Genomic DNA, 22,712 nt, shown 5'->3' with positions numbered 1-22,712 from the left:
TCTCGATGGTGATGTATGTTGGAATTCCGGAGCCTCTATGGGATATGTATCAGTTTGATAATGATAGGTTGTTTCCTTGGCTGTATCTGGCAGGCCTGGTTCTATTTGGTGTATTGCTCAGGCCCTATGGGAAGGAGAGTTTTTGGAAGTGCGCGGCCTGGGGAGGGGCGGTTGGCATGGCGGCTGGAGTTTTTGCTCAGGCGATAGTAATTTTTGTTGAACGTGAAAGATTTTCTTCGTTCAATGCAGATTTCATGTGGCGGGTGTTAGTATCGTTCGGAATTATAAGTGCTGTTTTAATGACGCCGGTTTGGGGTGCAATTTCAAGTGCTGTGTCCTTCTTGCTTTTAAACCGAAAGGCGGGTGCGAATACGAAGAAATAGCATTGCGCTCAGCTGGTTAATGAAAGGGGGTCTGGCGTCGTTTGGAAAATCGGGTATTTCATCCTGATCCGTCTCCGGCAAGCGAATCAATCTGTGGATTCAGTGCTGGCGCGCAACGCCTCCAGTCCTGCTCCAGGCCGGTTTCGGTTTGCAGCGATAAGAGGTAGTCCTTGAAGACCTGGCCACCGGCACTGGCAGCGACACGTTCACCTACAACGATGCCAACGGCATGAACTCGGTGAAGCAGCGCAGTACCGTTCTGGAAAGCTAGGGTTACAATCACCGCGGCGAGCGCGTGCTGCGCACCCCGGCCGGTGGCGCGGCTCAGATCACGCTGTACGGCGAAGCAGGGCAGTGGCTGGGCAACTACTCGGCCACGGGTCAGGTGCAGCAGCAGGCCACCTGGCTGGATAACTACCCGGTGGCGCTGATCAATGTGCCGGTATGTGGATTCGAATCCAACCATTGCTACCGATCCGAAGGGGCTGGCAAAGAAGAGAGCGTGTGTCGCGGCCTACATCGCTGGAGGTGCGGTTTGCGGCGGTGCGGCGGGCTACTACGGAGGAGGCGCTGTGGGAGGCATCAGCGGCGCGGCGGCTTGCAGTCCATCAGGCCCAGGGGCAGCAGTCTGCGCCATCGGCGGCGCGGCTGGCGGGAGTGCTCTCGGCGGTGCCGCAGGTTCGGTGGTCGGCGGGTTTCTGGGCAATATCGCCGGTCAGGCGATGTGTTCGGACGAGGAGGGAGAAAATTGTGAGGCCCTGCTACGGACTGACACGGATACCTGCAATGGAATCACCAGGGTGCGTGGCGCAAGAGCTGGTGCGGTCTGTCATGCGTCGGCGACGCAGAGATATGCTGCGTGTCTTAGTGGAAGCCCTATTCCGCCATTGAATACATGGAACAATTGACAATGAATACGTATGACCATCTCGTCTGTGTTGATGAAGATGCAAAGGAATTGGTTGTTTTTCGGGTGGGGGCAGATGGGAAGAGGACCTTGTTCACCAGGGTGGCGCTTCCGCAGGTTGAGGGATGGTCTGCCGAGTTGCAGGATCTTGCGAAAGCGCTCGGCGAGAACCTGCTGATCGACTCTCCGGTGATCCGGCGGATTCTCAATGTGTGAGACATGAAACAGGGAGCTCCTCAGCCCTCCAGGAAGGTCCGTGGCATAGCATGAGAGCGTTTGATCTGCGGTGTTTGAAAAAGGACGCCGAGAAAAGCGGAATGCGGGCCGTTGGAAATTTCTTGATTGCCTTGTATACGCGAGATGTGATCTCTGGGTATGCGATAGCTCCTGCACCGTCTGCTATCTACTTATGGACCTTCGTAATTCCCACATATGATGATTTTCCCTACCTGCACATATCTCTAGGTCAGAGGATTGCAGGTGCGGAAGTGGATAGAGTTTTTTCCGTGGAATGCGTGAGAGGCTTTTGAAGTTGCCAATGTCCAATGCTATTCAAAATAGATTAGATGCGATTCATTCTGTACTGAAGAATGGTGGTGAACCGGGAGCGCAGCATATTCTGGAGACGTGGTCTGTTCAGACGGCTCGATTGGTCGGCGGCAGCTCCTGGGGCAGCGGAAGGTAGCGAATTGTCTCGCTGGGCGCAGCCCCAACGCAGCAGGGAATACCACGCTCTGGCAGCAGATCGTTTACCTGCAGCGACCTGGTGCGTGATGTCGCGATCTGGGATTGGAGCAACAAGAGCGAAGTGTTCGGCAACCAGATTCCGAGTGCCGATCCGGATGGGGATGGTGTGGCGTTCGAGCTTGCGTTGCGCTTCCCGGGCCAGCAGGCGACGGATGCGAGTGGGTTGTTCTACAACTATCAGCGGAATACGTCCCTGCAGTGGGGCTGTATTCGCAGAGTGATCCGATTGGGCTCGCAGCGGGCCCAAGTACCTTTGGCTATGTGAGGGGAAATCCGATGAGTTGGACTGACCCTCAGGGCTTGGAAGTACTTGTATGTAGCCAGCCAGCCTTTGGAGTATCCAACAATCCAATTGATCACCAATGGATTCGTACGGATACGGTTGAGGCGGGCATGGGTGGCACTCGTGGGAACGTACCGGGCAACGACAGTGGAGACATGCCGGGCGATCCCGTGCAGGTGACCAACCATGTCGGTCGTAGCAGTGAGCCTGGAGCATCATGCAAAGTGGTTAAAAATGTCGACGAAGCAAGAGTCAATTCCCAGCTTCAGATAGGGAGAGCGCTTGGTAGGTGGGGGCCAGCCAACCATTGCCAATCATTTGTAGCCAAAACACTTTGGAATGCTAGTACGGTCGAGCTACAGGCAGAGCAGAACAAGCGATTGCTGAATTCGAAGGTTCCTGGGCTGAGGTAGGTATGAAGAGATACATGACATGCGTCCTGCTGACGTTGCTTTCTTCGGCATGTGCGGATCAGAAGCAGGGCGGGACGACGAATTCGCTCGACGATGAGCGGATAGAATGTGCTGAACCCGCTCGACTGAAGATTGAGCCGTGGGGAAAGGCGGGTGCTTCGAAGGGGTGCGAGATTGCTGATGGACCATTTGTCGCCGCAGATGATGGGTATGTTCGTATGCGTGGACAATTTAAGGAGGGGCATAAGGTCGGTGTGTGGCGATGGTACGACCGAAGTGGAAATGTCACTAAAGAAGTCGATTATTCACAGTAGTCCTTGCGGATGGAGGCTGGGCGCGGCGCTTTGAAGCTTGAAGGACATCCCGTGCCCAGATTCCTCACCCCCGACGAGGTCTCCCTCATCCACAGGCTGCTGCCTGGGGCGACCGAGCTGTCCGAACGGTTGTTGAAGGATCTGGCGCTCGCCCAGGTGGAGGACGTGGCGGTCGTGGGATTCGGGGGCGTGGTGTTCCTCTCCAGCACGACCCAGCTTTTCGGCAGTGACATTGCCACGGCCATGCTTGCCGATGCTGACGGCGTGCCGGTGAGAGTCACCCTGTGCCTGGATAATCACGATCAGCTCTTCGAACTGGAGCTGTGGAAGGTGGACTTCTCACCGATCATCGGCGTCGATCTGAGGAGCGCTTTCAGCGAGCACTGACGCCTGCTGAAAGCGTTCCTCGCTGAAGGCCGTTGCGCCTGGCGTTCACCCTTCGGGCTGCAGCCGCCCCACCGCCTGCGCGCACAACGACTGGCAGGCCAGTACCAACCCCTTCATCACCCAGTCGCCCACGTACTCTTCCGGTTCGCCGTTCTGCCGGGTCCGCTCGGCAGCCAGCAGCATTTCCAGCACCACCCCTAATCCACTCAACCCGCAATCGGCATCGGCCAGGGCCAGGCAGTATCCGGCAGCTGGTACGGGTCCGAATGTGATTGACCCTTTGCTGGCGGGGCCTGTCGAGTGGCTCATTTCAATGACTTGACTCACCTGCCATGCGGATTTCCTGAAGCCTCTCGAAGTCGGGTCTGCTGAGGTAACGCGATGACCCACTACCGCCGTCGGGGTAGTAGTAAGTTGGGCCGACGCCTATTTGCTTCTCCTTAGTTCCAAAGGAGCGAACGAGATACTTGGAATGAAGGATCGGCTCAAAGTGGACGGTGTGCACATCGAATACGCGGATAATGATGGGCTGTTCTGCGTTCGTTGTCAGGCTGATCCATTTCCTATGGGTGCCGATGAAGTGCTCTGATAGCCAAGGATAGTAGTCCTTCTTCAGCGAAACAAAGCCATCAATGCTGGTGCTGGGCCTGGCGTTGGGTCCTCCATATGCAGAGTTGGCCTCATCAAACGTTACAATGAAGTGGCCTCCGCCCCCGAGTTTCACGTCATCGCCAAACTTGGAAGCGTCTTCGTAACGAACTCCGAGAGTTACGTTGCTTAGTCGCCATCGACATGCTCCGCCGCCATTGACTGCCACTGTGGCCTCATAAACATCCGTTCCTGGGCGGCGCACAGGCTGAAGCTCAAGTCCCGCATAGTTGTCTCGTGTACGTTTTTCCCAATCCAGCGTGGACCGATACGTCGTGGTGCATTTCGTCGAGCGGTAGATCACCTGCATGTCTCTGGCCACAAGCTCCTCGGGGACCTTGACGGTCACCTTGACCGTGCCAGCCTCCGGCTTGGGTGAAAGTGCTTGATTCCGGGTAAGGTGACAGCCGCTCAGAAGCAGGAGGGCGAGGATTGTTGCTAGCATCGGAAGGCTCATCTGCTTGAGTCGGGGCATGCTGATTCCTTCTGAATGCTGACGGCGCCATCGGCATCCTCTTTCAAGCAGAATGTCGCTTCGTAGATTGCGGTAGGCATGTACCAGAGAATCGGAATTCTCCGGACCATTCGAAAGTAGTAGATTGTGTTCAAACTCAAAGGAGAGTTATCTCTGCCGCCTTCGGCAGGATCATGCTGGTAGCCGTCAGGCATTGAACCGTATGAAATGCAATTGCCAGGCCTGAGTTTCATCGGCTCTGCGTCGTCCTTCAGCTCGATGGCCCACCTTCCAGCTTGGAGTGTCTGGGACTCCATCATCATCACGTAGGACACTGGGAACGACCGCCAGGCTTTTTGCGGGAGGCAGATCGCAGGGATGCTTCCGATCAGCCTGACATCTGCCTCTTCTCGGGTCAGCTGATACGCCTGTGCGATGTAGGGGGTCGAGCAGCAACCGGCTGCGACGAGCAATGCATAAATGCTCTTGACAATCTTCATTGGTTTTTCGGCGTCTCCGTCTGCACTACTCTGGGGGGGGCGAGCGATTCAATTGCCCTGATCACCCTTGCCAGCATGGTCGTGTCGTCAGAAGGTTGGGGGCGCGCGCCAGTCTGGAGCGGCCATCGCACGGCGAGTAAGGAGAAGGGCGTCGCATTTGTACGGACGAACGCCGGGGCGAAAGAGGGCAGAGGCGACATCGATAGAAGCTATTGCTCACCCACCTGCAACCGCCCCACCGCCTGCGCGCACAACGACTGGCAAGCCATGACCAACCCTTCCATCACCCGGTCGCCCACGTACTGCTCGGGTTCGCCGTTCTGGCGGGTGCGCTCCGCCGCCAACAGCATTTCCAGCACCACCCGCAATCCGCTCAACGCGCAATCGGCGTCGGCCAGGGCCAGGCAGCGCCCGGGCAGCTGATGCCGCTCCGGCCAGGGTTGGCCATCGGCCGCCGCACCGACGCCGATGCGATGGAGGTTGGCAATGAAAGTGTTCCTGTCCACTGCGGGCACAGCCTGTGGCGAACCGTCGTCGTGGGCTGTGCTGCGATAGGCGTGCAGATGCGGGAAGTCCGATTCGTTCATGGCAAGGCTCCGTGCAGGGCAATCGGTAGCCGCCACCCATAAAAGTGGCGGACGGTACGTGGTTCGAACACCGGGTTGATGTCAGTCCGGCGGGCCCGAAAGCCCCCACGCACCGCCCGCCATAGCCGGCAGACGGATTGCCAGCCGGCGCCACACTAAGGTGACGCCGGCTGGCAAGCGCATACATCAACATCAACTCGGGTGTTCGAAGCCCGGCCACCCTTTTCCGGTGGCACGCCATCTGAGCCCCTGGCGCTGTGCAATGCCAATCAGAAGAGTTGCAAACATCGCTCGATTGGAGACGCTTTCGGCATTCTCCCACGCTGTTAAGCACCGCCAGCGCTGGCTGGCGTGGTGATCCGCCCGCACCGTGCAATCTGCGACAGATGTCGAGGTTGGGAAGTGGGAGGGAGCAGGTGGGGAGGGGCGATAGCGACAGGCTCCGCGCGAGCCTGAGTCGAGCCTGGCGGGGCTCCACCGGCGCCAAAGCGTGACGTGCGACTCGGGTTGACGTTCCCAGCCACCAAGCGCAGGCTGGTCTGGCACGTTTCCTAACCAGAAGGAGACTTATGACTGCCACCGCTTCCCTGCATCCGACGCCCGATACCCCGGGGCGTTCACGGCTCTGGAGTGTGTTCTGGCTGCAGGGCGTCATTCCCAGCAACATTCTGTGGGCCGTGGCCCTCTGGGCGTTGGCCAACCAGCGCACCCCGCTGCTGTTGGGGGTCTTTGCCGTGCTGCTGCTCTATACCGGCTGGATCATCCCGGCGGTGTGGCGGGCGGCGCCCACTGCGCACAACCCCAACCTGGGCGTGGCCGCGCGCGGGCTGACCGTGGCCTGGGGGCTGAACACCGTGCTGGTGATCTTCTTCCTGACCCTGCAGCTGGTGGCTCAATAGAACTGAACAGGCTCGCCGCCCCGGTCGAAGGCGGCGAAGCGGCCGATCTGACCGTCGTGGATGGCGTTGACCATCAGCTTCAGCGGGCGGGCGGCCTCATCGCTGTTGGGGGCGAAACCGGCGCGGCCGTCCAGCGCCGCTACGAAGACCAGGTCCCAGTCGATGCCGGTGGTAGTCGATTCGGTGGCCAGCGCCTGGAAGCTGGGCACCTCGGCCGGCAGCTTGTCCACGCACAGCACCGGCGACAGGGTGCCGCCTTCGCGGCGGTCATGCCGGTCGCGCTGGTCGTCGGTGGGCGATTCGGGCAGCTCGGCGCGCACGAATACGAACAGCAAGCGTTGCGGTTCAGCCTGCTGGCCTGCGGCGTGCAGCAGCTGCTGGAAATCGTTCATCATCATGAGGGTTGTCACACGCCCGCTGCACGGAAAGCCGCATGCTGCCACAACGCCTGCCGCGCGGGGCCGAAGACGATTGATTTAAGTCATGCCCATGGAACTGACTGCCGCGTACTCTGGCAATCGTTCCAGCAGACGAGGGTTTCCGGGCCGTTCCGGGCACAGGCAAGACGGTGGAGCAACAAGGTGGACCAGCCATGAGCCAACTCACCGACGGTTTCGGACGCAGCTTTCCGTACCTGCGCCTGTCGTTGACCGAAGCCTGCAACTTCCGTTGCAGTTACTGCCTGCCCGACGGTTACCAGGCCGATGGCCGCCCGCGCTTCCTGCAGGTGGATGAAATCGCACGCCTGGTGCGTGCGTTCGCCGCGCTGGGCATGAGCAAGATCCGCCTGACTGGTGGCGAGCCCAGCCTGCGCAAGGACCTGGACGAGATCATCGCCACCGTGGCGGCGGTACCCGGCATCCGCAAGGTGGCCATCACCACCAATGGCACGCTGCTGCCGCGTCGCCTGCCGGGCTGGCACCGGGCCGGCCTGACCGCGCTGAACGTGAGCATGGACAGCCTGCAGCGCGAACGCTTCAGGACTATCACCGGGCATGACCGCCTGCCGGAGATCGAACAGGGCCTGGCGCTGGCGCAGGCGCTGGGTCTGCCGGCGATCAAGCTCAACGCGGTACTGCTGCGTGGCCTGAACGACGACGAGCTGCCGCAGTGGATGGACTACCTGCGCGACCGCCCCTTCAGCGTGCGCTTCATCGAGCTGATGCGCACCGGCGACAACGAAGCCTATTTCCAGCGCCACCACCTGCGCGCCGACGTGGTGATCGAGCAGCTGCTGGCGGCCGGCTGGCACGAACGGCCGCGCGCCGCCGATGCCGGCCCGGCGCGCGAGTTCGGCCATCCCGACCATCGCGGCAGCATCGGCATCATTGCCCCGTATTCGCGTGACTTCTGCAAGGGCTGCAACCGCCTGCGGGTGACCGCCAAGGGCGACCTGCGGCTGTGCCTGTTCGGCGAGTTCGGCGTGCCGCTGCGCCCGCTGCTGCAGAGCGACGACGACCACGACGCGCTGCTGGCACGCATCACCACACAGCTTGGCCTGAAAGCGGCCGGGCATGGACTGCACCAGGGCCAGACCGGGCTGACCCCGCACCTGGCCTCCATCGGAGGATGAGCAACACGATGAGTGGGGAATTGAATGCGGCCTTCCATATGGCCGATGTCCGCGACAAGCGCATCACCCGCCGCCGTGCGGTGGCGGTGGGCGAGCTGCATGCCGGTCCGGTGGCCTATCCGCTGATCGTCGAGCGCCGCCTGCCCAAGGGCGATGCGCTGGTGATGGCCGAGATTGCCGGCCTGCAGGGCGCCAAGATGGCCTCGATGCTGATGCCGCTGTGCCACCCGCTGCCGCTGGAGCTGGTGCAGGTGTTCTGCGCGGCGGTGCCGGAGCGGCAGGCGATCCGCGTGTGGTGCGAGTGCGCCAGCGAGGCGCGCACCGGCGTGGAGATGGAGGCACTGGCTGGCGTCAACGCGGCGCTGCTGACCCTGTACGACCTGAGCAAGCCGGTGGAGCCGGCGCTGCGCATCGAAGGCATCCGCCTGCTGTTCAAGGAAGGTGGCAAGCGCGGCGTGTGGCTGCACCCGGACGGCATGGACGATGCCGAGCGCGCGCGCTTCAAGCCGCGTATGCCGAAGGGGCTGGAGGGCGCGGCCTGCGCGGTGATCACGCTGAGCGATCGCGCCAGCGAGGGCACCTATGAAGATATCTCTGGCCCGACCCTGGTGACCGGCCTGAAAAAGCTGGGCGGTGAGGTCGTGGCCGCCGAGGTGTTGCCCGATGGCATCGAGCCATTGGCGGGCCGCCTGCAGGCCTTGGCCGCCGAGGGCGTGCGCCTGTGCCTGTGTACCGGCGGTACCGGGCTGGGCCCGCGTGACCTGACCCCGGAGGCGCTGCGTTCCTTGAACGCGCGGCCGGTGCATGGCCTGGCGCAGATGGTGCGGGCACTGAGTGCACAGCACACGCCGATGGCCTGGCTGAGCCGCGCCGAGGTGGTGCAGCTGGGCAACATGCTGGTGTTTGCATTGCCTGGCAGCCCGAAGGCGGCGGCGCAGTGCCTGGACATCCTGGCGCCGGTACTGGGCCACGCCCTGGCGATGGTCGACGGTGGTGGCCACTGATGATTGCCTATAGCGAAGCCCTGCAGCACCTGCTGGACGCGGCCACGCCGCTGCCGGCCGAGCGCCTGCCACTGCATGAGGCCGGCGGCCGCAGTCTGGCCAGTGACATCGTCAGTGAGCAGTCGCTGCCGCCGTTCGACAATTCTGCGATGGACGGTTTCGCGCTGCGCGCCAACGGCGCGACGTTCGAGGCCGGTACCGAATTCGTGGTGCAGGGCTGGCAGGCGGCCGGCGATGCCGGTACCGAAGGCGGCGAGGGTGCCTGGGAAATCATGACCGGTGCGCGCATGCCGGTTGGGCTGGATACGGTGGTGCCGGTCGAGAACGTGGACGTTCTCGCCAGCGAGGATGGGCGCCCGACCCGCATCGCCTTGAAGGGCACGGTCAAGCCGGGCCAGAACGTGCGCCTGCGCGGCCAGGATGTGAGCGACGGCGAACGTGTGCTGCAGGCCGGGCAGGTGCTGGACATCAATGCGCGCACCCTGCTGCATGCCATCGGCGTGGGCCAGGTGGCGGTGGTGGCGCGGCCGAAGGCGGCAGTGATCGCCACCGGCAAGGAGCTGGTGACGGAGGCGGCGCAGACGCTGGAATCCGGCCAGATCCGTGACAGCAACCGGCCGTATCTGGTGGGTCGCCTGCAGGCGGCCGGCGCCGAGGTGGTGTGGCAGGGCACCGTGGGCGATGACGTGGCCGCGTTCAATGCGGTGCTGGATGAGGCGCTGGGCGCTGGCGCGCAGGTGCTGATCAGCACCGGCGCGGTGTCGGCTGGTCGCTACGATTTCGTTCCCGATGCGCTGCGCGGCCGTGGTGCGCGCATCGTCTTCCACAAGGTGGCGATCCGCCCGGGCAAGCCGCTGCTGTTCGCGGTGCTGCCCAATGGTGCGCTGTATTTCGGCCTGCCGGGCAACCCGGTCTCCGCTGCCGTGGGCCAGCGCTTCTTCGTCGAGCCGGTGCTGCGCCGCCTGCTGGGGTTGGCACCGGAAACCGTGTTGCAGCTGCCGCTGCAGGCCGACGTGCGCAAGCCGCCGGGCCTGCGCTTCCACGCGCGTGCGCGGGTGGAAATGGACGGGCAGGGGCGCCTGAGCGCGCGCGTGCTGTCCGGGCAGGAGTCGTTCCGTTTGATGTCCATGCTGCAGGCCAACGCCTGGGTGGTGCTGGAGGCCGAGGGAGACCTGGCCAGTGCTGGCACCTACGTGCGCGTGCAGGGCTGGGGTCACCACGAACCGGTGCAGCTGGTGAGCCAGGAGTCATGATGAAACAAGTGAATCTGCAGTTGTTCGGCGCGTTTTCAGATCTGGATGCCAGCCGCGAGATCGCCGTGGATGTGGCCGGTGGCACCGTGGCCGATCTGCGCCAGGCGCTGCGCGAGCTGCTGCCGGTGCGTTGGCCGGGTTTCCGCGCGGGCCTGCTGGATTATTCGGCGTTTGCCGACCAGCAACGCGTGCTGCGTGACCACGAGGCGCTGCCCGACGATGGCCGGGTGGCGATCCTGCCGCCGGTGAGCGGGGGCTGAGCGATGAGCGAGAAGATCATCGCCAAGGTGGTGGACCGCGCGCAGGCGGCGATCGATCCGGCCGAGGGCATCGCGGCGGTATCCGATCCGGGGTTCGGTGGCATCGACGTGTTCATCGGCAAGGTGCGCGACGTCAACATTGGCCGGCCGGTGACCGGGATCACCTACGACCTGTTCGAGCCGTTGGTGCTGAACGAGTTCAAGCGCTTGGCTGCCGAGGTCGAGGCCACGTTCGGGCCGAAGCTGAAGCTGTATGTGGCCCACGCCAAGGGCCGCCTGGGTATCGGCGATGTTGCAGTGGTGGTGGCGGCGGGCAGCCCGCACCGGGACGAGGCGTTCCGGGCCTGCCGGCAGTTGATCGAGGTGGTGAAGCACCAGTGCCCGATCTGGAAGCAGGAGCACTACGAGGACGGCGACAGCGAGTGGAGCGAGGGTTGCAGCCTGTGCCACGCGGACAGCGAACCCGCACACGGCCATGACCACGGGCATTGACCACGCCCTTCGTGGGGGGGCGGGTCCAGTAGATCCACGCCATGCGTGGATGTGGCCTTCCCGATGAATCCGGCCGGTGCAGCCACGCATGGCGTGGCACTACTGCGATGAGCATCAACGGCATCGTGCTGGCCGGTGGCCTGTCCAGCCGGATGGGCCGCGACAAGGCGCTGCTGCCGTGGCAGGGGCGCACCCTGCTGGAACACATGCGTGGCCTGCTGCTGCAGGCCGGCGCCGAACGGGTGTGGGTCAGCGGCGACTATCCGGCCTTCGGCGGCATCCCCGATCAGGTGGCGCGCTGCGGTCCCCTGGGTGGACTGCACAGCGTGATGCAGCAGATGCCCGATAGCCCGGCCTGGGTGGTAGCGGTGGATACCCCGTTGCTGGCGCCGCGGCTGCTGCAACGGCTGGCCGCCGAGGGGCAGGGTGCATGCACGATCTTTGACGGGCATCCCTTTCCCATGCTGTTGAATGTGGACAATGCCACTCGTAGCGTGCTGGCCGCGATGCTGGATGATGCGGACGGGCCGCGCTCGGTACAGGCCTTCCAGCGCCGCCTGCAGATGCACGCGCTGCTGCTGGAAAGCGTTGACGAAGGCTGCCTGGTCAACTGCAATACCCCCGAACAATGGGAGGATGTTGCGTCATGAAAGTGCAGTTGCAGGATCAATCAGTACGGCTTCGCCTGGACGAGGCAGAACTGGCGCGCCTGCTGGCCGGTGAATCGGTCGAGAACATGACCCGCTTTGGCGGCATCGAGGGCTGGGGCATGGCGGTGTCGCTGCATGGCGGCGATCAACCGGTGCTGCTCGATGGTGGCACCTTCTGTCGCCTGGTACTGCCGCGCGCGGCAGTCGAGGCCTTGGCGGCGCGGTTGCCGTGCCGGGAGAGCCTGCCATTCGACATTGCCCTGGAAGACGGCAGCCAGCTTCAGCTGCAGTTCGATGTGGACGTGCGCGACAGCGTGCGCCAGCGCGGGGTGACCCGCCGCACCATCGCACCATCGGTTTGACATTTGTCAGGGGCACGGTGGAAACCGGCCCCTGATTGATCCAGATCAACCCCGTCGTTGTTGCTGCGCGGCCTAATGGCTGCATGACGACGGGTCACAACTTGAAACGCAGTACCCACGTCATTCCACAGCCTTGGAGCCATGTATGACCGTCGGTAGCGATCCTGTTGTCCGCAGCACTGCCCGTCCGGGTCGCGTCATCAGCGACTGGACGCCGGAGGACCTCGGCTATTGGGAGCGCACCGGCAAGCGGGTCGCCACCCGCAACCTGGTCATCTCGATCCCCTCGCTGCTGCTCGCCTTCTCGGTCTGGGTGCTGTTCTCAGCGGTGTCGATCAGCCTGCCGAAGATCGGCTTCAACTTCAGCACCGACCAGCTGTTCTGGCTGGTGGCGCTGCCCAGCCTGTCCGGCGCCACGCTGCGCATCTTCTATTCGTTCGTGATCCCGATCTTCGGCGGCCGCCGCTGGACCGCGCTGTCGACCGCCTCGCTGCTGGCGCCGACGCTCTGGCTCGGCTTTGCGGTACAGAACCCGGCCACGCCGTACGGGGTGTTCGTGGCCATTGCGATCCTGTGTGGGTTCGGTGGCGCGAACTTCTCCTCGTCGATGTCCAACATCTCCTTCTTCTACCCCAAGCAGAAGCAGGGCCTTGCGCTGGGCCTGAACGCCGGCCTCGGCAACGTGGGCGTGTCGGTGGCGCAGGCGGTGATTCCGCTGGTCATCACCGTGGGCGTGTTCGGTGCGCTGGGTGGTGCACCGCAGCCCGCGGTGGAGGGTGGGGCACCACTGTTCCTGCAGAACGCAGGCTTCATCTGGGTGCCGGCCATCGCGCTGTGCGCCATCGCGGCCTGGTTCGGCATGAACGACCTGACCAGTGCGCGTTCGTCGTTCTCCGAGCAGGCGGTGATCTTCCGCCGCAAGCACAACTGGCTGATGTGCTGGTTGTACATCGGCACCTTCGGTTCCTACATCGGCTTCTCGGCCGGCTTCCCGATGCTGGTGAAGAGCCAGTTCCCGGACGTGAACCCGCTGGCCTATGCCTTCATCGGCCCGCTGCTGGGCGCGTTGATGCGCTCGGTGGGCGGCAGCATGGCCGACCGCTGGGGCGGCGCACGCCTGACTTTCTGGGTGTTCATGCTGATGATCGCCGCCGTGTTCGGTGTGCTGCACTTCCTGCCCAGTCACGGCCAGGGCGGCAACTTCTACGGTTTCCTGCTCAGCTTCATGGCGCTGTTCGTGCTCAGTGGCATCGGCAACGGCACCACCTTCCGCATGATTCCGGTGATCTTCCGCACGCTGCATGAGCGCTGGTCGGCCAACGACAACGCCGAAGGCAAGGCCTCTGCCGCACACCAAGCCAGCATCGAATCGGCGGCCGTGGTCGGTTTCTCCGGCGCGATCGGCGCCTACGGCGGCTTCTTCATTCCCAAGAGCTACGGCTCTTCCATCACCTTGACCGGCAGCCCCGACATGGCGCTGTACGGGTTCGTCGTTTTCTATGTCACCTGCCTGGCCGTGACCTGGTGGTGGTACTACCGGCGCGGTGCCGAGACACCCTGCTGACGACATGAAAACGCACCGCAGCCAGATGACACACACAGCCACGATGCCGATGTCCGCAAAGGGAGACCCCCGATGAGTTATTTCCTCGATCGCTTGCAGTTCTTCAAGCGTGACCCCCAGACCTTTGCCGATGGCCACGGATTCGCCAAGAGCGAAGGCCGTGACTGGGAAAACAGCTACCGCGCCCGCTGGCAGTACGACAAGATCGTACGCTCCACCCACGGCGTGAACTGCACCGGCTCCTGCAGCTGGAAGATCTACGTCAAGAACGGCCTGGTCACCTGGGAGACCCAGCAGACCGACTACCCGCGCACGCGCCCGGACCTGCCCAACCATGAACCGCGTGGCTGCCCGCGTGGCGCCAGCTATTCCTGGTACCTGTACAGCGCCAACCGGCTGAAGTACCCGCTGATCCGCGGCACTTTGCTGCGCCTGTGGCGCGAGGCGCGCAAGAGCAAGGGCCCGGTCGATGCCTGGGCCAGCATCGTGGAGGACAAGGAGAAGGCGCGTTCGTACAAGACCCGCCGTGGCATGGGTGGCTTCGTGCGCCTGCAGTGGGAAGAGGCCAACGAGATCATCGCCGCCTCCAACCTGTACACGGTGAAGCAGTACGGCCCGGACCGCGTGGTCGGCTTCTCGCCGATTCCGGCGATGTCGATGGTGTCCTACGCCGCCGGCGCGCGCTACCTGTCGCTGCTGGGCGGCGCCTGCCTGTCCTTCTATGACTGGTACTGCGACCTGCCGCCGGCCTCGCCGCAGATCTGGGGCGAGCAGACCGACGTGCCCGAATCGGCCGACTGGTACAACAGCCGTTACATCATCGCCTGGGGCTCGAACGTGCCTCAGACGCGCACGCCCGATGCGCATTTCTTCACCGAGGCGCGCTACAACGGCACCAAGACGGTGGCGATCTGCCCGGACTATTCCGAGCTGGCCAAGCTGACCGATCACTGGCTGCACCCCAAGCAGGGCACCGATGCGGCGCTGGCATTCGCCTTCGGCCATGTGATCCTGCGCGAGTTCCACGTCGATTCGCCCTCGCAGTACTTCCAGGACTACTGCCGACAGTACTCGGACATGCCGATGCTGGTGCGACTGGAGCGCCGCGACGATGGCCGTCTGGTGGCGGGCCGGTTCCTGCGTGCGAGCGAGCTGGGTGGCCTGGGTGAAGCCAATAATCCGGACTGGAAGACGCTGGCTTTGGACGAGACCAGCGGCCAGATCGTGGTGCCCAACGGTTCGATCGGTTTCCGCTGGGGCGAGAAGGGCAAGTGGAACATCGAGGAGAAGGAAAGCAATGGCGCCGATACGCGCCTGCGCCTGAGCCTGGCCGACGCCCATGAGGGCATCGAGGCGGTCAGCTTCCCGTACTTCGGTGGCATCGAGTCGGAAGGTTGGACCGCCGCGCCGGCCGACGAGGTACTGGAACGCAACATCCCGGTGCGTCGCCTGGCGCTGGCCGACGGTGGCGAGACCCTGGTGGCCACGGTCTACGACCTGCTGCTGGCCCAGTACGGCGTGGACCGTGGCTTTGGCGGCGGCAACGTGGCATCGAGCTTCGATGACATGGTGCCGGGCACACCGGCGTGGCAGGAGCGCATCACCGGCGTGTCGCGCGCCGAGGTGATCGAGATCGCCCGCGAGTTCGCGCGCACCGCCGACAAGACCCATGGCCGTTCGATGATCATCGTCGGCGCCGGGATGAACCATTGGTTCCACAACGATATGAACTACCGCGGCCTGATCAACATGCTGATCATGTGCGGTTGCGTGGGCCAGACCGGTGGCGGCTGGGCGCATTACGTGGGCCAGGAAAAGCTGCGCCCGCAGACCGGCTGGCAGCCGCTGGCCTTCGGCCTGGACTGGAGCCGCCCGCCGCGCCACATGAACGGCACCTCGTTCTTCTACTTCAACACCGGGCAATGGCGCTACGAGAAGCTGCAGGTGGACGAGCTGCTGTCGCCGCTGGCGGATGCGAGCAAGTACAGCGGCAGCCTGGCCGACCTGAACCTGCGTGCGGTGCGCATGGGCTGGCTGCCGAGCGCACCGCAGCTGGACCGCAACCCGCTGCAGTTGGTGCGCGAGGCCGAAGCGGCCGGCATCGCCCCGGCCGACTATGCGCTGGGCAAGTTCAAGGATGGTTCGCTGGACTTCGCCTTTGCCGATCCGGATGCACAGCAGAACCATCCGCGGATGATGTTCATCTGGCGCTCGAACCTGCTCGGTTCCTCGGGCAAGGGCCACGAATACATGCTGCGGCACCTGCTGGGTACACGCCACGGCCTGCAGGGCAAGGACCTGGGCGAGATGGGCGCGGTCAAGCCGGAGGAAGTGAAGTGGCGTGACGAAGCGCCGGAAGGAAAGCTCGACCTGCTGGTGACGCTGGACTTCCGCATGTGCACCACCGCGCTGTACTCGGACATCGTGCTGCCCACGGCCACCTGGTACGAGAAGGACGATCTCAACACGTCGGACATGCACCCGTTCATCCACCCGCTGTCGAAGGCGGTGGACCCGGCCTGGGAATCGCGCAGCGACTGGGAGATCTTCAAGGAAGTTGCCCGCACCGTAAGCGAAATGGCGCCCGGTGTGCTGGGCGTGGAGAAGGACCTGGTGCTGGTGCCGACCCTGCATGACACCCCCAACGAGCTGGGCATGCCGTTCGGCGTGGCTGATTGGAAGAAGGGCGAGTGCGAGGCCATTCCGGGCCAGACCATGCCGTCGATGACGGTGGTGGAGCGCGACTACCCCAACCTGTACCGCAAGTTCACCTCGCTGGGCCCGCTGCTGGACAAGCTGGGCAACGGCGGCAAGGGCATGAGCTGGGACACGAAGCACGAAGTCGAATTCCTCGGCAAACTCAACCACACCGTGCACGACGAGGGCGTGAGCCAGGGCCGTCCGGCCATCTCGACCGCGATCGACGCGGCCGAGGTGATCCTGCACCTGGCACCGGAGACCAACGGCCATGTGGCGGTGAAGGCCTGGGAATCGCTGGGCACCTTCACTGGTCGCGAGCACACTCATCTGGCGGTGGGCAAGGAGCACGAGGCGATCCGCTTCCGTGACATCCAGGCGCAGCCGCGCAAGATCATCTCCTCGCCGATCTGGTCGGGCCTGGAAGACGACAACGTCAGCTACAACGCCGGCTATACCAACGTGCACGAGCTGATTCCGTGGCGCACGGTGACCGGTCGCCAGCAGTTCTACCAGGACCATGAGTGGATGATCGACTTCGGCGAGGCCTTCATGGGCTACCGGCCGCCGGTCAATACGCGCACGGTGGAGCCGCTGCTGAACCAGCGCCCGAACGGCAACAAGGAGATCGTGCTGAACTGGATCACCCCGCACCAGAAGTGGGGCATCCACAGCACCTACAGCGACAACCTGATCATGCAGACGCTGTCGCGCGGTGGCCCGATCGTGTGGATCAGCGAGGACGATGCGCGCAGCGCCGGCATCGTCGACAACGACTGGATCGAGCTGTTCAACGTCAACGGTGCGATCGCCGCGCGTGCGGTGGTCAGCCAGCGCGTGATGCCGGGCATGGCGATGATGTACCACGCCCAGGAACGCATCATCAACGTGCCGGGCTCGGAAATTTCCGGCACCCGTGGCGGCATCCATAACTCGGTGACCCGCATCGTGCTCAAGCCCACCCACATGATCGGCGGCTACGCGCAGCTGGCCTACGGCTTCAACTACTACGGCACCTGCGGCACCAACCGCGACGAGTTCGTGATCGTGCGCAAGATGGACAAGGTTGATTGGTTGGATGGTGAAAGCGTTCCTGCAATGGCCAAGGAGGTGGTGTGATGAAGGTCCGTGCACAGATCGCGATGGTGCTGAACCTGGACAAGTGCATCGGCTGCCATACCTGCTCGATCACCTGCAAGAACGTCTGGACCTCGCGCGAGGGCGTCGAATACGCCTGGTTCAACAACGTGGAAACCAAGCCGGGCATCGGCTACCCGAAGGAATGGGAAAACCAGGACAAGTGGAACGGCGGCTGGGTGCGTACCCGCGCCGGCAAGCTGGTACCGCGTGCCGGCGGCCGTTGGCGCATGCTGGCCAAGATCTTCGCCAACCCGGACCTGCCGCAGATCGACGACTACTACGAGCCGTTCGATTTTGACTACCAGAACCTGCACACCGCCAAGGACAGCCAGCACCAGCCCACCGCGCGGCCGCGTTCGCTGATCAGTGGCGAGCGCATGCAGAAGATCGAGTGGGGCCCGAACTGGGAGGAGATCCTGGGTTCGGAGTTCAGCAAGCGCTCGCGCGACTACAACTTCGACCAGGTGCAGAAGGAGATCTACGGCGCCTTCGAGAAGACCTTCATGATGTACCTGCCGCGCCTGTGCGAGCACTGCCTGAACCCGGCGTGCGTGTCGGCGTGCCCGTCGGGCGCGATCTACAAGCGCGAGGAAGACGGCATCGTGCTGATCGACCAGGACAAGTGCCGCGGTTGGCGCATGTGCGTGTCGGCGTGCCCGTACAAGAAGATCTACTACAACTGGAAGAGCGGCAAGTCGGAGAAGTGCATCTTCTGCTACCCGCGCATCGAGATGGGCGAGCCGACCGTGTGCTCGGAGACCTGCGTGGGCCGCATCCGCTACCTGGGCGTGATGCTGTACGACGCCGACCGCATCGCCGAGGCCGCTTCGGTGGCCGCCGAGAAGGACCTGTACCAGGCCCACCTGGACATCTTCCTGGACCCGAACGACCCGGCGGTGATTGCCGCCGCGCGCAAGGAGGGCATCCCGGACAGCTGGCTGGATGCGGCCAGGCAGTCGCCGGTGTACAAGCTGGCGATCGACTGGAAGCTGGCGCTGCCACTGCACCCGGAGTACCGCACGCTGCCGATGGTCTGGTACGTGCCACCGCTGTCGCCGATCCAGTCCGCCGCCGAGCGTGGCCGGGTGGGCATGAGCGGCGAGCTGCCGGACGTGGCCTCGCTGCGCATCCCGATGCGCTACCTGGCCAACCTGCTGACGGCCGGTGACGAGGCGCCGGTGGTACGCGCGCTGGAGCGGCTGATGGCGATGCGTGCCTGGCGCCGGGCCAAGAACGTGGACGGCGTGGAAGACACCGCCGTGCTGGAACAGACCGGACTGAGCATCGCCCAGGTGGAAGAGATGTATCGCTACCTGGCCATCGCCAACTACGAGGACCGTTTCGTGATTCCGACCGGCCACCGCGAGTATGCCAACGATGCCTTCGGCGAGCGCGGCGGCTGCGGCTTCACCTTCGGCAACGGCTGCAACGGTGACAGCCCGGCCGATCTGTTCGGCCAGCGCAAGAGCACCACCTTTGTGGTGGACAAGGGTCCGAACCACCGCCGCAAGGAGGTGGTGTGATGAGCGTGCTCAAGCTGGTCGGGGTGTTGCTGGATTACCCCCGTGAAGAACTGTGGCAGCACGGCGAGGAACTGCTCGCCGCCTGCGACGACCCGGCGCTGAGCGCCGCCCGCCGCCAGCAGCTGCGCAGCTTCGTGCAGCAGCTGCTGGACACCGATGCGCTGGACGCACAGGCCGCTTGGCTGGCCAGTTTCGACCGCGGCCGTTCGATGAGCCTGCTGTTGTTCGAACACATCCATGGCGAGTCGCGAGATCGCGGCCAGGCCATGGTCGATCTGGTCGAAACCTACCGCCGCAACGGCTTCGAACTGGATGCGCGCGAGCTGCCGGACTACCTGCCGCTGCTGCTGGAGTTCCTGGCCCATCGCCCCGGCAGCGAGGCCCGCGAGTGGCTGCACCACATCGGCCATATCGCCGGGATGCTGGCGGCGCGTGCCGCCGAGCGTGAGCTGCCGCACCGGGTGCTGTTCGAGATCCTGGTCGAAGCCGGCGACGGCAAGGCCGATCTGCAGGCGCTGCGCCAGCGTGCCAGCGAAGAAGTCCGCGACGATACCGCCGAGGCCATGGACCGCTTGTGGGAGGAGGAGGCGGTGCGCTTCGGCGCCGAAGCCCCTGCCGAAGACTGCAAGCCGCCCGTGCGTTCGCCGGCCCGTCCTTCGCATCGAGAGGTCCAGCCATGAGTTACTCCCTGCATCAATTCGCCTTCCAGTACTACCCGTACATCGCCGTGGCGGTGCTGCTGATCGGCAGCTGGGCCCGCTACGACAAGGCCATGTACACCTGGCGCACCGGCTCCAGCCAGATGCTGTCGGACAAGGGCATGCGGATCGGCAGCAACTGCTTCCACATCGGCATCCTGGCCATCCTCGGCGGCCACCTGGTCGGCCTCCTGACCCCGCACGCGGTGTACGAGCACTTCATCACCTCGTCGCAGAAGCAGATGCTGGCGATGGTGGTCGGTGGTGTGTTCGGCGCGCTGTGCTTCATCGGCATCAGCATCCTGCTGGTACGCCGCCTGTTCAACGCGCGGGTACGGGCCACCGGCAGCTTCGGTGACACACTGGTGCTGGTGCTGCTGTTCGCCCAGCTGTGCCTGGGCCTGTACAGCATCCGCATCTCGTCCGGCCACCTGGACGGTGGGGTGATGGTGCAGCTGGCCGAATGGGCGCAGCACATCGTGACCTTCCGCGCCGGTGCAGCCGACTACATCGAGGGCGTCAGCTGGGTCTACAAGATGCACATCTTCCTGGGCCTGACCCTGTTCCTGATCGCGCCGTTCACCCGCCTGGTGCACGTGTGGAGCATTCCGATCAGCTATCTGTGGCGGCCCTACCAGGTGGTGCGCCGCCGCCAGGCCACGCTGCGCTACGGTCCGCGGGAGTAGACAATGCGCAGCCTGCCGAAATTCCTGCCGATCACCGTGATCGACTCCGCCGCACCGGTGCCTGCCGAGGCGCATTCGCATCACCACGACGCGGCAGAGCACGGGCCGCGCTCGCTCGGGCAGCCGGCACCGTGCCGGCTGTTCGTGGACGAGACCGCGATCAGTGAGGCCGATATCGCCCGCGAGATGCAGCACCATCGGGCGATGCGCCCGGAACAGTCGCGTGCCGAGGCGGCCCGGGCGCTGGTGGTGCGCGAGCTGCTGCGGCTTGAAGCGCAGCGGCTGGGCCTGCAGGTGCCGCAGGGCAGCCAGGTGAGTGACGAGGAAGTGCTGATCCAGCAATTGCTGGAAGACGCAATCGAAGACCGCGTGCCGACCGATGAGGACTGCCGCCGCTACTTCGAGCAGAATCCGGAGCGCTTCCGCTCGCCCGATCGCGTGCGCCTGCGCCATATCCTGCTGGCCGCGCCGGCCGACGACGTGGCCGGGCGCTTCGCCGCACGCACCGAAGGCGAGCGGCTGGTCGGGATGCTGAAGGAATCACCGCACCTGTTCGCCGATTTCGCCCTGCGCCATTCGCGCTGCCCGTCCAGCAGCGAGGGCGGCGACCTGGGCTGGTTGCAGCGCGGGCAGACCACGCCGGAGTTCGACCGCCAGGTGTTCCGCCTGCGCGAGGGCCTGGCCGGTTTCCCGGTGGAATCGCGCTGGGGCTACCACGTGGTCTGCGTCGATGCCCGCGAGGAAGGCCAGCCACAGCCGTTCGAGGTGGTGCTGCCGCAGCTGCGTGATTACCTGGAGCTGCAGGTGCGCCAGCGCGAGGTGCAGGCCTACCTGCTGCAGCTGCAGGAACGCTACCCCGTGCGCGGGCTGGACGAGATCGACGCCGAAGCGGATATCGGCTGACCCCCATTGAACGAGGAGACCCCATGAACCAGGCCCTTGCCCCCGCCAGTGCCGGGCAGCAGCAGCGTGCGCTGTGGCTGAGCACGTTCGCCTTCACCGTGTGCTTCGCGGTGTGGATGATCTTTTCAATCATCGGCATCCAGATCAGTCAACAGCTCGGTTTGAATGACACCCAGTTCGGCCTGTTGATCGCCACGCCGGTGCTGACCGGCTCGGTCAGCCGTGTCTTCCTCGGCATCTGGTCCGACCAGTTCGGTGGCCGCAAGGTGATGGTGCTGGTGATGCTGTGTGGCGCAGTGGCCACCTGGATGCTGACCTACGCGCAGACCTACACCCAGTTCCTGATCGCCGCGCTGTGCGTGGGCATTGCCGGCGGCAACTTCTCGGTGGGCGTGGCCTACGTGTCGAAGTGGTTTCCGGCCAGCAAGCAGGGCACTGCACTGGGCATCTTCGGTGCCGGCAACATCGGCTCGGCGGTGACCAAACTGCTGGCACCGCTGGTGATGGTGGCCGCCGGCTGGACCATGGTCGCCAAGGTCTGGGCGGTAGCGCTGGCGGTCACGGCGGTGTTGTTCTTCCTTTTCAGCAAGGAAGACCCGTCACTGGAACAGCGTCGCCGCGAGGGCGTGAAGCCGGTACCGTTCGCCGAGCAGATGGCACCGCTGAAGAACCTGCAGGTGTGGCGGTTCTCGCTGTACTACTTCTTTGTGTTCGGCGGCTTCGTGGCGCTGGCGTTGTGGCTGCCGCACTACCTGGTGGGCGCCTACGGCATGGACGTGGGCCACGCCGGCATGCTGGCGGCGTGCTACTCGATCCCGGCCAGTCTGTTCCGCGTGGTCGGTGGCTGGATGTCGGACCGGATGGGGGCGCGCCGGGTGATGTACTGGACCTTCGGCGTGTCGGCCATCTGCACCTTCCTGCTGGCCTACCCGGATACCGAGTACGTGGTGAAGGGCATCCATGGCCCGATCCACTTCCATCTGGCGATCGGCGTGGTGATGTTCACCGTGCTGGTGTTCGTGCTTGGCTTCTTCATGTCGCTGGGCAAGGCGGCGGTCTACAAGCACATTCCGGTGTACTACCCGCAGCACGTGGGTGCGGTGGGCGGTGTGGTCGGCATGATCGGCGGCCTGGGTGGGTTCATCCTGCCGATCGTGTTCGGGGCATTGAACGATGCGGTGGGCATCTGGAGCAGCTGCTTCATGCTGCTGTTCGTGCTGGTGGCGGCTGCACTGGCGTGGATGCATTTCGCCATCCGCCGCATGGAGCGCCGTCACTTCCCGCAGATCGACCGCGAGACCGACCTGCCGGAGGCCATCGATGCGGCCGCCGCCGAGCGGGTGCGCGGCAGGTGAACGGGGTTGCCGGCCAGCGGCCGGCACTAC

At 64.2% G+C, this 22,712-nt stretch carries 26 protein-coding genes; 20 read left to right on the top strand and 6 right to left on the bottom strand.

Annotated elements, in window-relative coordinates; all coding sequences use genetic code 11:
• The first annotated feature begins 5 nt into the window (after window positions 1-5).
• Complete coding sequence (locus ACJ7C5_RS00130) at window positions 6-383, top strand: hypothetical protein (protein WP_412702722.1); 378 nt, start codon at window positions 6-8, stop codon at window positions 381-383.
• 58 nt (window positions 384-441) lie between these two features.
• Here the strand turns inward: ACJ7C5_RS00130 and ACJ7C5_RS00125 are convergent, their stop codons facing one another.
• Window positions 442-849, bottom strand: coding sequence for a hypothetical protein (locus ACJ7C5_RS00125; protein ID WP_412702721.1), 408 nt, complete (start codon window positions 847-849; stop codon window positions 442-444).
• Window positions 850-1,293: 444 nt separating this feature from the next.
• Here ACJ7C5_RS00125 and ACJ7C5_RS00120 point away from each other — a divergent pair, with 444 nt between their 5' ends.
• The 4 genes from ACJ7C5_RS00120 to ACJ7C5_RS00105 all read left to right on the top strand — a co-directional run bounded on the left by ACJ7C5_RS00120 (window position 1,294) and on the right by ACJ7C5_RS00105 (window position 3,434).
• On the top strand, window positions 1,294-1,506 hold the full coding sequence (locus tag ACJ7C5_RS00120; RefSeq protein ID WP_005409921.1) for a hypothetical protein: 213 nt from the start codon (window positions 1,294-1,296) through the stop codon (window positions 1,504-1,506).
• 550 nt (window positions 1,507-2,056) lie between these two features.
• On the top strand, window positions 2,057-2,302 hold the full coding sequence (locus tag ACJ7C5_RS00115) for a hypothetical protein (protein WP_412703036.1): 246 nt from the start codon (window positions 2,057-2,059) through the stop codon (window positions 2,300-2,302).
• Entirely contained in the window at window positions 2,236-2,733 is a 498-nt protein-coding gene (locus ACJ7C5_RS00110) for a hypothetical protein (RefSeq protein ID WP_412702720.1), read from the top strand. Before ACJ7C5_RS00115 ends, ACJ7C5_RS00110 begins: the two co-directional genes overlap by 67 nt.
• A gap of 365 nt (window positions 2,734-3,098) precedes the next feature.
• On the top strand, window positions 3,099-3,434 hold the full coding sequence (locus ACJ7C5_RS00105; protein WP_412702719.1) for a DUF6984 family protein: 336 nt from the start codon (window positions 3,099-3,101) through the stop codon (window positions 3,432-3,434).
• Window positions 3,435-3,479: 45 nt separating this feature from the next.
• On the opposite strand, the gene ACJ7C5_RS00100 is transcribed toward ACJ7C5_RS00105, so the two are convergent.
• The 4 genes from ACJ7C5_RS00100 to ACJ7C5_RS00085 form a co-directional block, all read right to left on the bottom strand.
• The gene (locus ACJ7C5_RS00100) at window positions 3,480-3,644 is read right to left on the bottom strand and encodes a hypothetical protein (RefSeq protein ID WP_412702718.1); all 165 of its coding nucleotides are present in this window, start codon (window positions 3,642-3,644) and stop codon (window positions 3,480-3,482) included.
• Window positions 3,645-3,744: 100 nt separating this feature from the next.
• Window positions 3,745-4,557, bottom strand: coding sequence for a hypothetical protein (locus ACJ7C5_RS00095; RefSeq protein ID WP_412702717.1), 813 nt, complete (start codon window positions 4,555-4,557; stop codon window positions 3,745-3,747).
• The gene (locus ACJ7C5_RS00090) at window positions 4,536-5,036 is read right to left on the bottom strand and encodes a hypothetical protein (protein WP_412702716.1); all 501 of its coding nucleotides are present in this window, start codon (window positions 5,034-5,036) and stop codon (window positions 4,536-4,538) included. Before ACJ7C5_RS00090 ends, ACJ7C5_RS00095 begins: the two co-directional genes overlap by 22 nt.
• 209 nt (window positions 5,037-5,245) lie before the next feature.
• The gene (locus ACJ7C5_RS00085; RefSeq protein ID WP_412702715.1) at window positions 5,246-5,623 is read right to left on the bottom strand and encodes a hypothetical protein; all 378 of its coding nucleotides are present in this window, start codon (window positions 5,621-5,623) and stop codon (window positions 5,246-5,248) included.
• Between the two features lie 569 nt (window positions 5,624-6,192).
• On the opposite strand from ACJ7C5_RS00085, the gene ACJ7C5_RS00080 reads away from it, so the two are divergent.
• On the top strand, window positions 6,193-6,522 hold the full coding sequence (locus tag ACJ7C5_RS00080; protein WP_197611958.1) for a hypothetical protein: 330 nt from the start codon (window positions 6,193-6,195) through the stop codon (window positions 6,520-6,522).
• Here ACJ7C5_RS00080 and ACJ7C5_RS00075 read toward each other — a convergent pair.
• Window positions 6,516-6,932 (bottom strand): hypothetical protein, encoded by a 417-nt coding sequence (locus tag ACJ7C5_RS00075; protein WP_412702714.1) that lies wholly within the window; start codon window positions 6,930-6,932, stop codon window positions 6,516-6,518. The genes ACJ7C5_RS00080 and ACJ7C5_RS00075 overlap by 7 nt on opposite strands.
• 182 nt (window positions 6,933-7,114) lie before the next feature.
• On the opposite strand from ACJ7C5_RS00075, the gene moaA reads away from it, so the two are divergent.
• From moaA to ACJ7C5_RS00005, 14 genes are all read left to right on the top strand, one after another.
• Window positions 7,115-8,095, top strand: coding sequence for a GTP 3',8-cyclase MoaA (gene moaA / locus ACJ7C5_RS00070; RefSeq protein ID WP_008265266.1), 981 nt, complete (start codon window positions 7,115-7,117; stop codon window positions 8,093-8,095).
• Window positions 8,096-8,103: 8 nt separating this feature from the next.
• Window positions 8,104-9,099: a bifunctional molybdenum cofactor biosynthesis protein MoaC/MoaB gene (gene moaCB, locus ACJ7C5_RS00065; RefSeq protein WP_412702713.1), complete on the top strand. Its 996-nt coding sequence runs from the start codon at window positions 8,104-8,106 to the stop codon at window positions 9,097-9,099.
• Entirely contained in the window at window positions 9,099-10,352 is a 1,254-nt protein-coding gene (locus ACJ7C5_RS00060; RefSeq protein ID WP_412702712.1) for a molybdopterin molybdotransferase MoeA, read from the top strand. Before moaCB ends, ACJ7C5_RS00060 begins: the two co-directional genes overlap by 1 nt.
• Window positions 10,352-10,612: a MoaD/ThiS family protein gene (locus ACJ7C5_RS00055; RefSeq protein WP_017354494.1), complete on the top strand. Its 261-nt coding sequence runs from the start codon at window positions 10,352-10,354 to the stop codon at window positions 10,610-10,612. Before ACJ7C5_RS00060 ends, ACJ7C5_RS00055 begins: the two co-directional genes overlap by 1 nt.
• 3 nt (window positions 10,613-10,615) lie before the next feature.
• Window positions 10,616-11,104 carry a molybdenum cofactor biosynthesis protein MoaE gene (locus ACJ7C5_RS00050; protein WP_412702711.1) on the top strand — a complete coding sequence of 163 codons (489 nt, stop codon included), beginning with the start codon at window positions 10,616-10,618 and terminating at the stop codon, window positions 11,102-11,104.
• A gap of 107 nt (window positions 11,105-11,211) precedes the next feature.
• Complete coding sequence (gene mobA, locus ACJ7C5_RS00045; protein WP_412702710.1) at window positions 11,212-11,754, top strand: molybdenum cofactor guanylyltransferase; 543 nt, start codon at window positions 11,212-11,214, stop codon at window positions 11,752-11,754.
• Complete coding sequence (locus ACJ7C5_RS00040) at window positions 11,751-12,116, top strand: hypothetical protein (RefSeq protein ID WP_412702709.1); 366 nt, start codon at window positions 11,751-11,753, stop codon at window positions 12,114-12,116. The genes mobA and ACJ7C5_RS00040 overlap by 4 nt, the downstream gene beginning before the upstream one ends.
• Window positions 12,117-12,261: 145 nt before the next feature.
• Window positions 12,262-13,680, top strand: a complete 1,419-nt coding sequence (locus ACJ7C5_RS00035) for a NarK family nitrate/nitrite MFS transporter (protein ID WP_412702708.1) — start codon at window positions 12,262-12,264, stop codon at window positions 13,678-13,680.
• A 72-nt stretch (window positions 13,681-13,752) separates the two neighbouring features.
• Window positions 13,753-17,496, top strand: a complete 3,744-nt coding sequence (locus ACJ7C5_RS00030) for a nitrate reductase subunit alpha (RefSeq protein WP_412702707.1) — start codon at window positions 13,753-13,755, stop codon at window positions 17,494-17,496.
• Window positions 17,496-19,040, top strand: a complete 1,545-nt coding sequence (narH, locus tag ACJ7C5_RS00025) for a nitrate reductase subunit beta (protein WP_110712538.1) — start codon at window positions 17,496-17,498, stop codon at window positions 19,038-19,040. Before ACJ7C5_RS00030 ends, narH begins: the two co-directional genes overlap by 1 nt.
• Window positions 19,040-19,720, top strand: coding sequence for a nitrate reductase molybdenum cofactor assembly chaperone (gene narJ / locus ACJ7C5_RS00020; protein WP_049444677.1), 681 nt, complete (start codon window positions 19,040-19,042; stop codon window positions 19,718-19,720). The genes narH and narJ overlap by 1 nt, the downstream gene beginning before the upstream one ends.
• The gene (narI, locus tag ACJ7C5_RS00015; protein ID WP_010485313.1) at window positions 19,717-20,424 is read left to right on the top strand and encodes a respiratory nitrate reductase subunit gamma; all 708 of its coding nucleotides are present in this window, start codon (window positions 19,717-19,719) and stop codon (window positions 20,422-20,424) included. The genes narJ and narI overlap by 4 nt, the downstream gene beginning before the upstream one ends.
• A 3-nt stretch (window positions 20,425-20,427) precedes the next feature.
• Window positions 20,428-21,327: a peptidylprolyl isomerase gene (locus ACJ7C5_RS00010; protein ID WP_412702706.1), complete on the top strand. Its 900-nt coding sequence runs from the start codon at window positions 20,428-20,430 to the stop codon at window positions 21,325-21,327.
• Window positions 21,328-21,350: 23 nt separating this feature from the next.
• Window positions 21,351-22,682, top strand: a complete 1,332-nt coding sequence (locus ACJ7C5_RS00005) for an MFS transporter (RefSeq protein ID WP_014037437.1) — start codon at window positions 21,351-21,353, stop codon at window positions 22,680-22,682.
• Window positions 22,683-22,712: the final 30 nt, after the last annotated feature.

It is taken from the genome of Nocardiopsis yanglingensis, assembly GCF_045809185.1.
GTDB classification, from domain to species: Bacteria; Pseudomonadota; Gammaproteobacteria; order Xanthomonadales; family Xanthomonadaceae; genus Stenotrophomonas; species Stenotrophomonas yanglingensis.
This window is presented reverse-complemented; position numbering and strand designations above follow the sequence as displayed.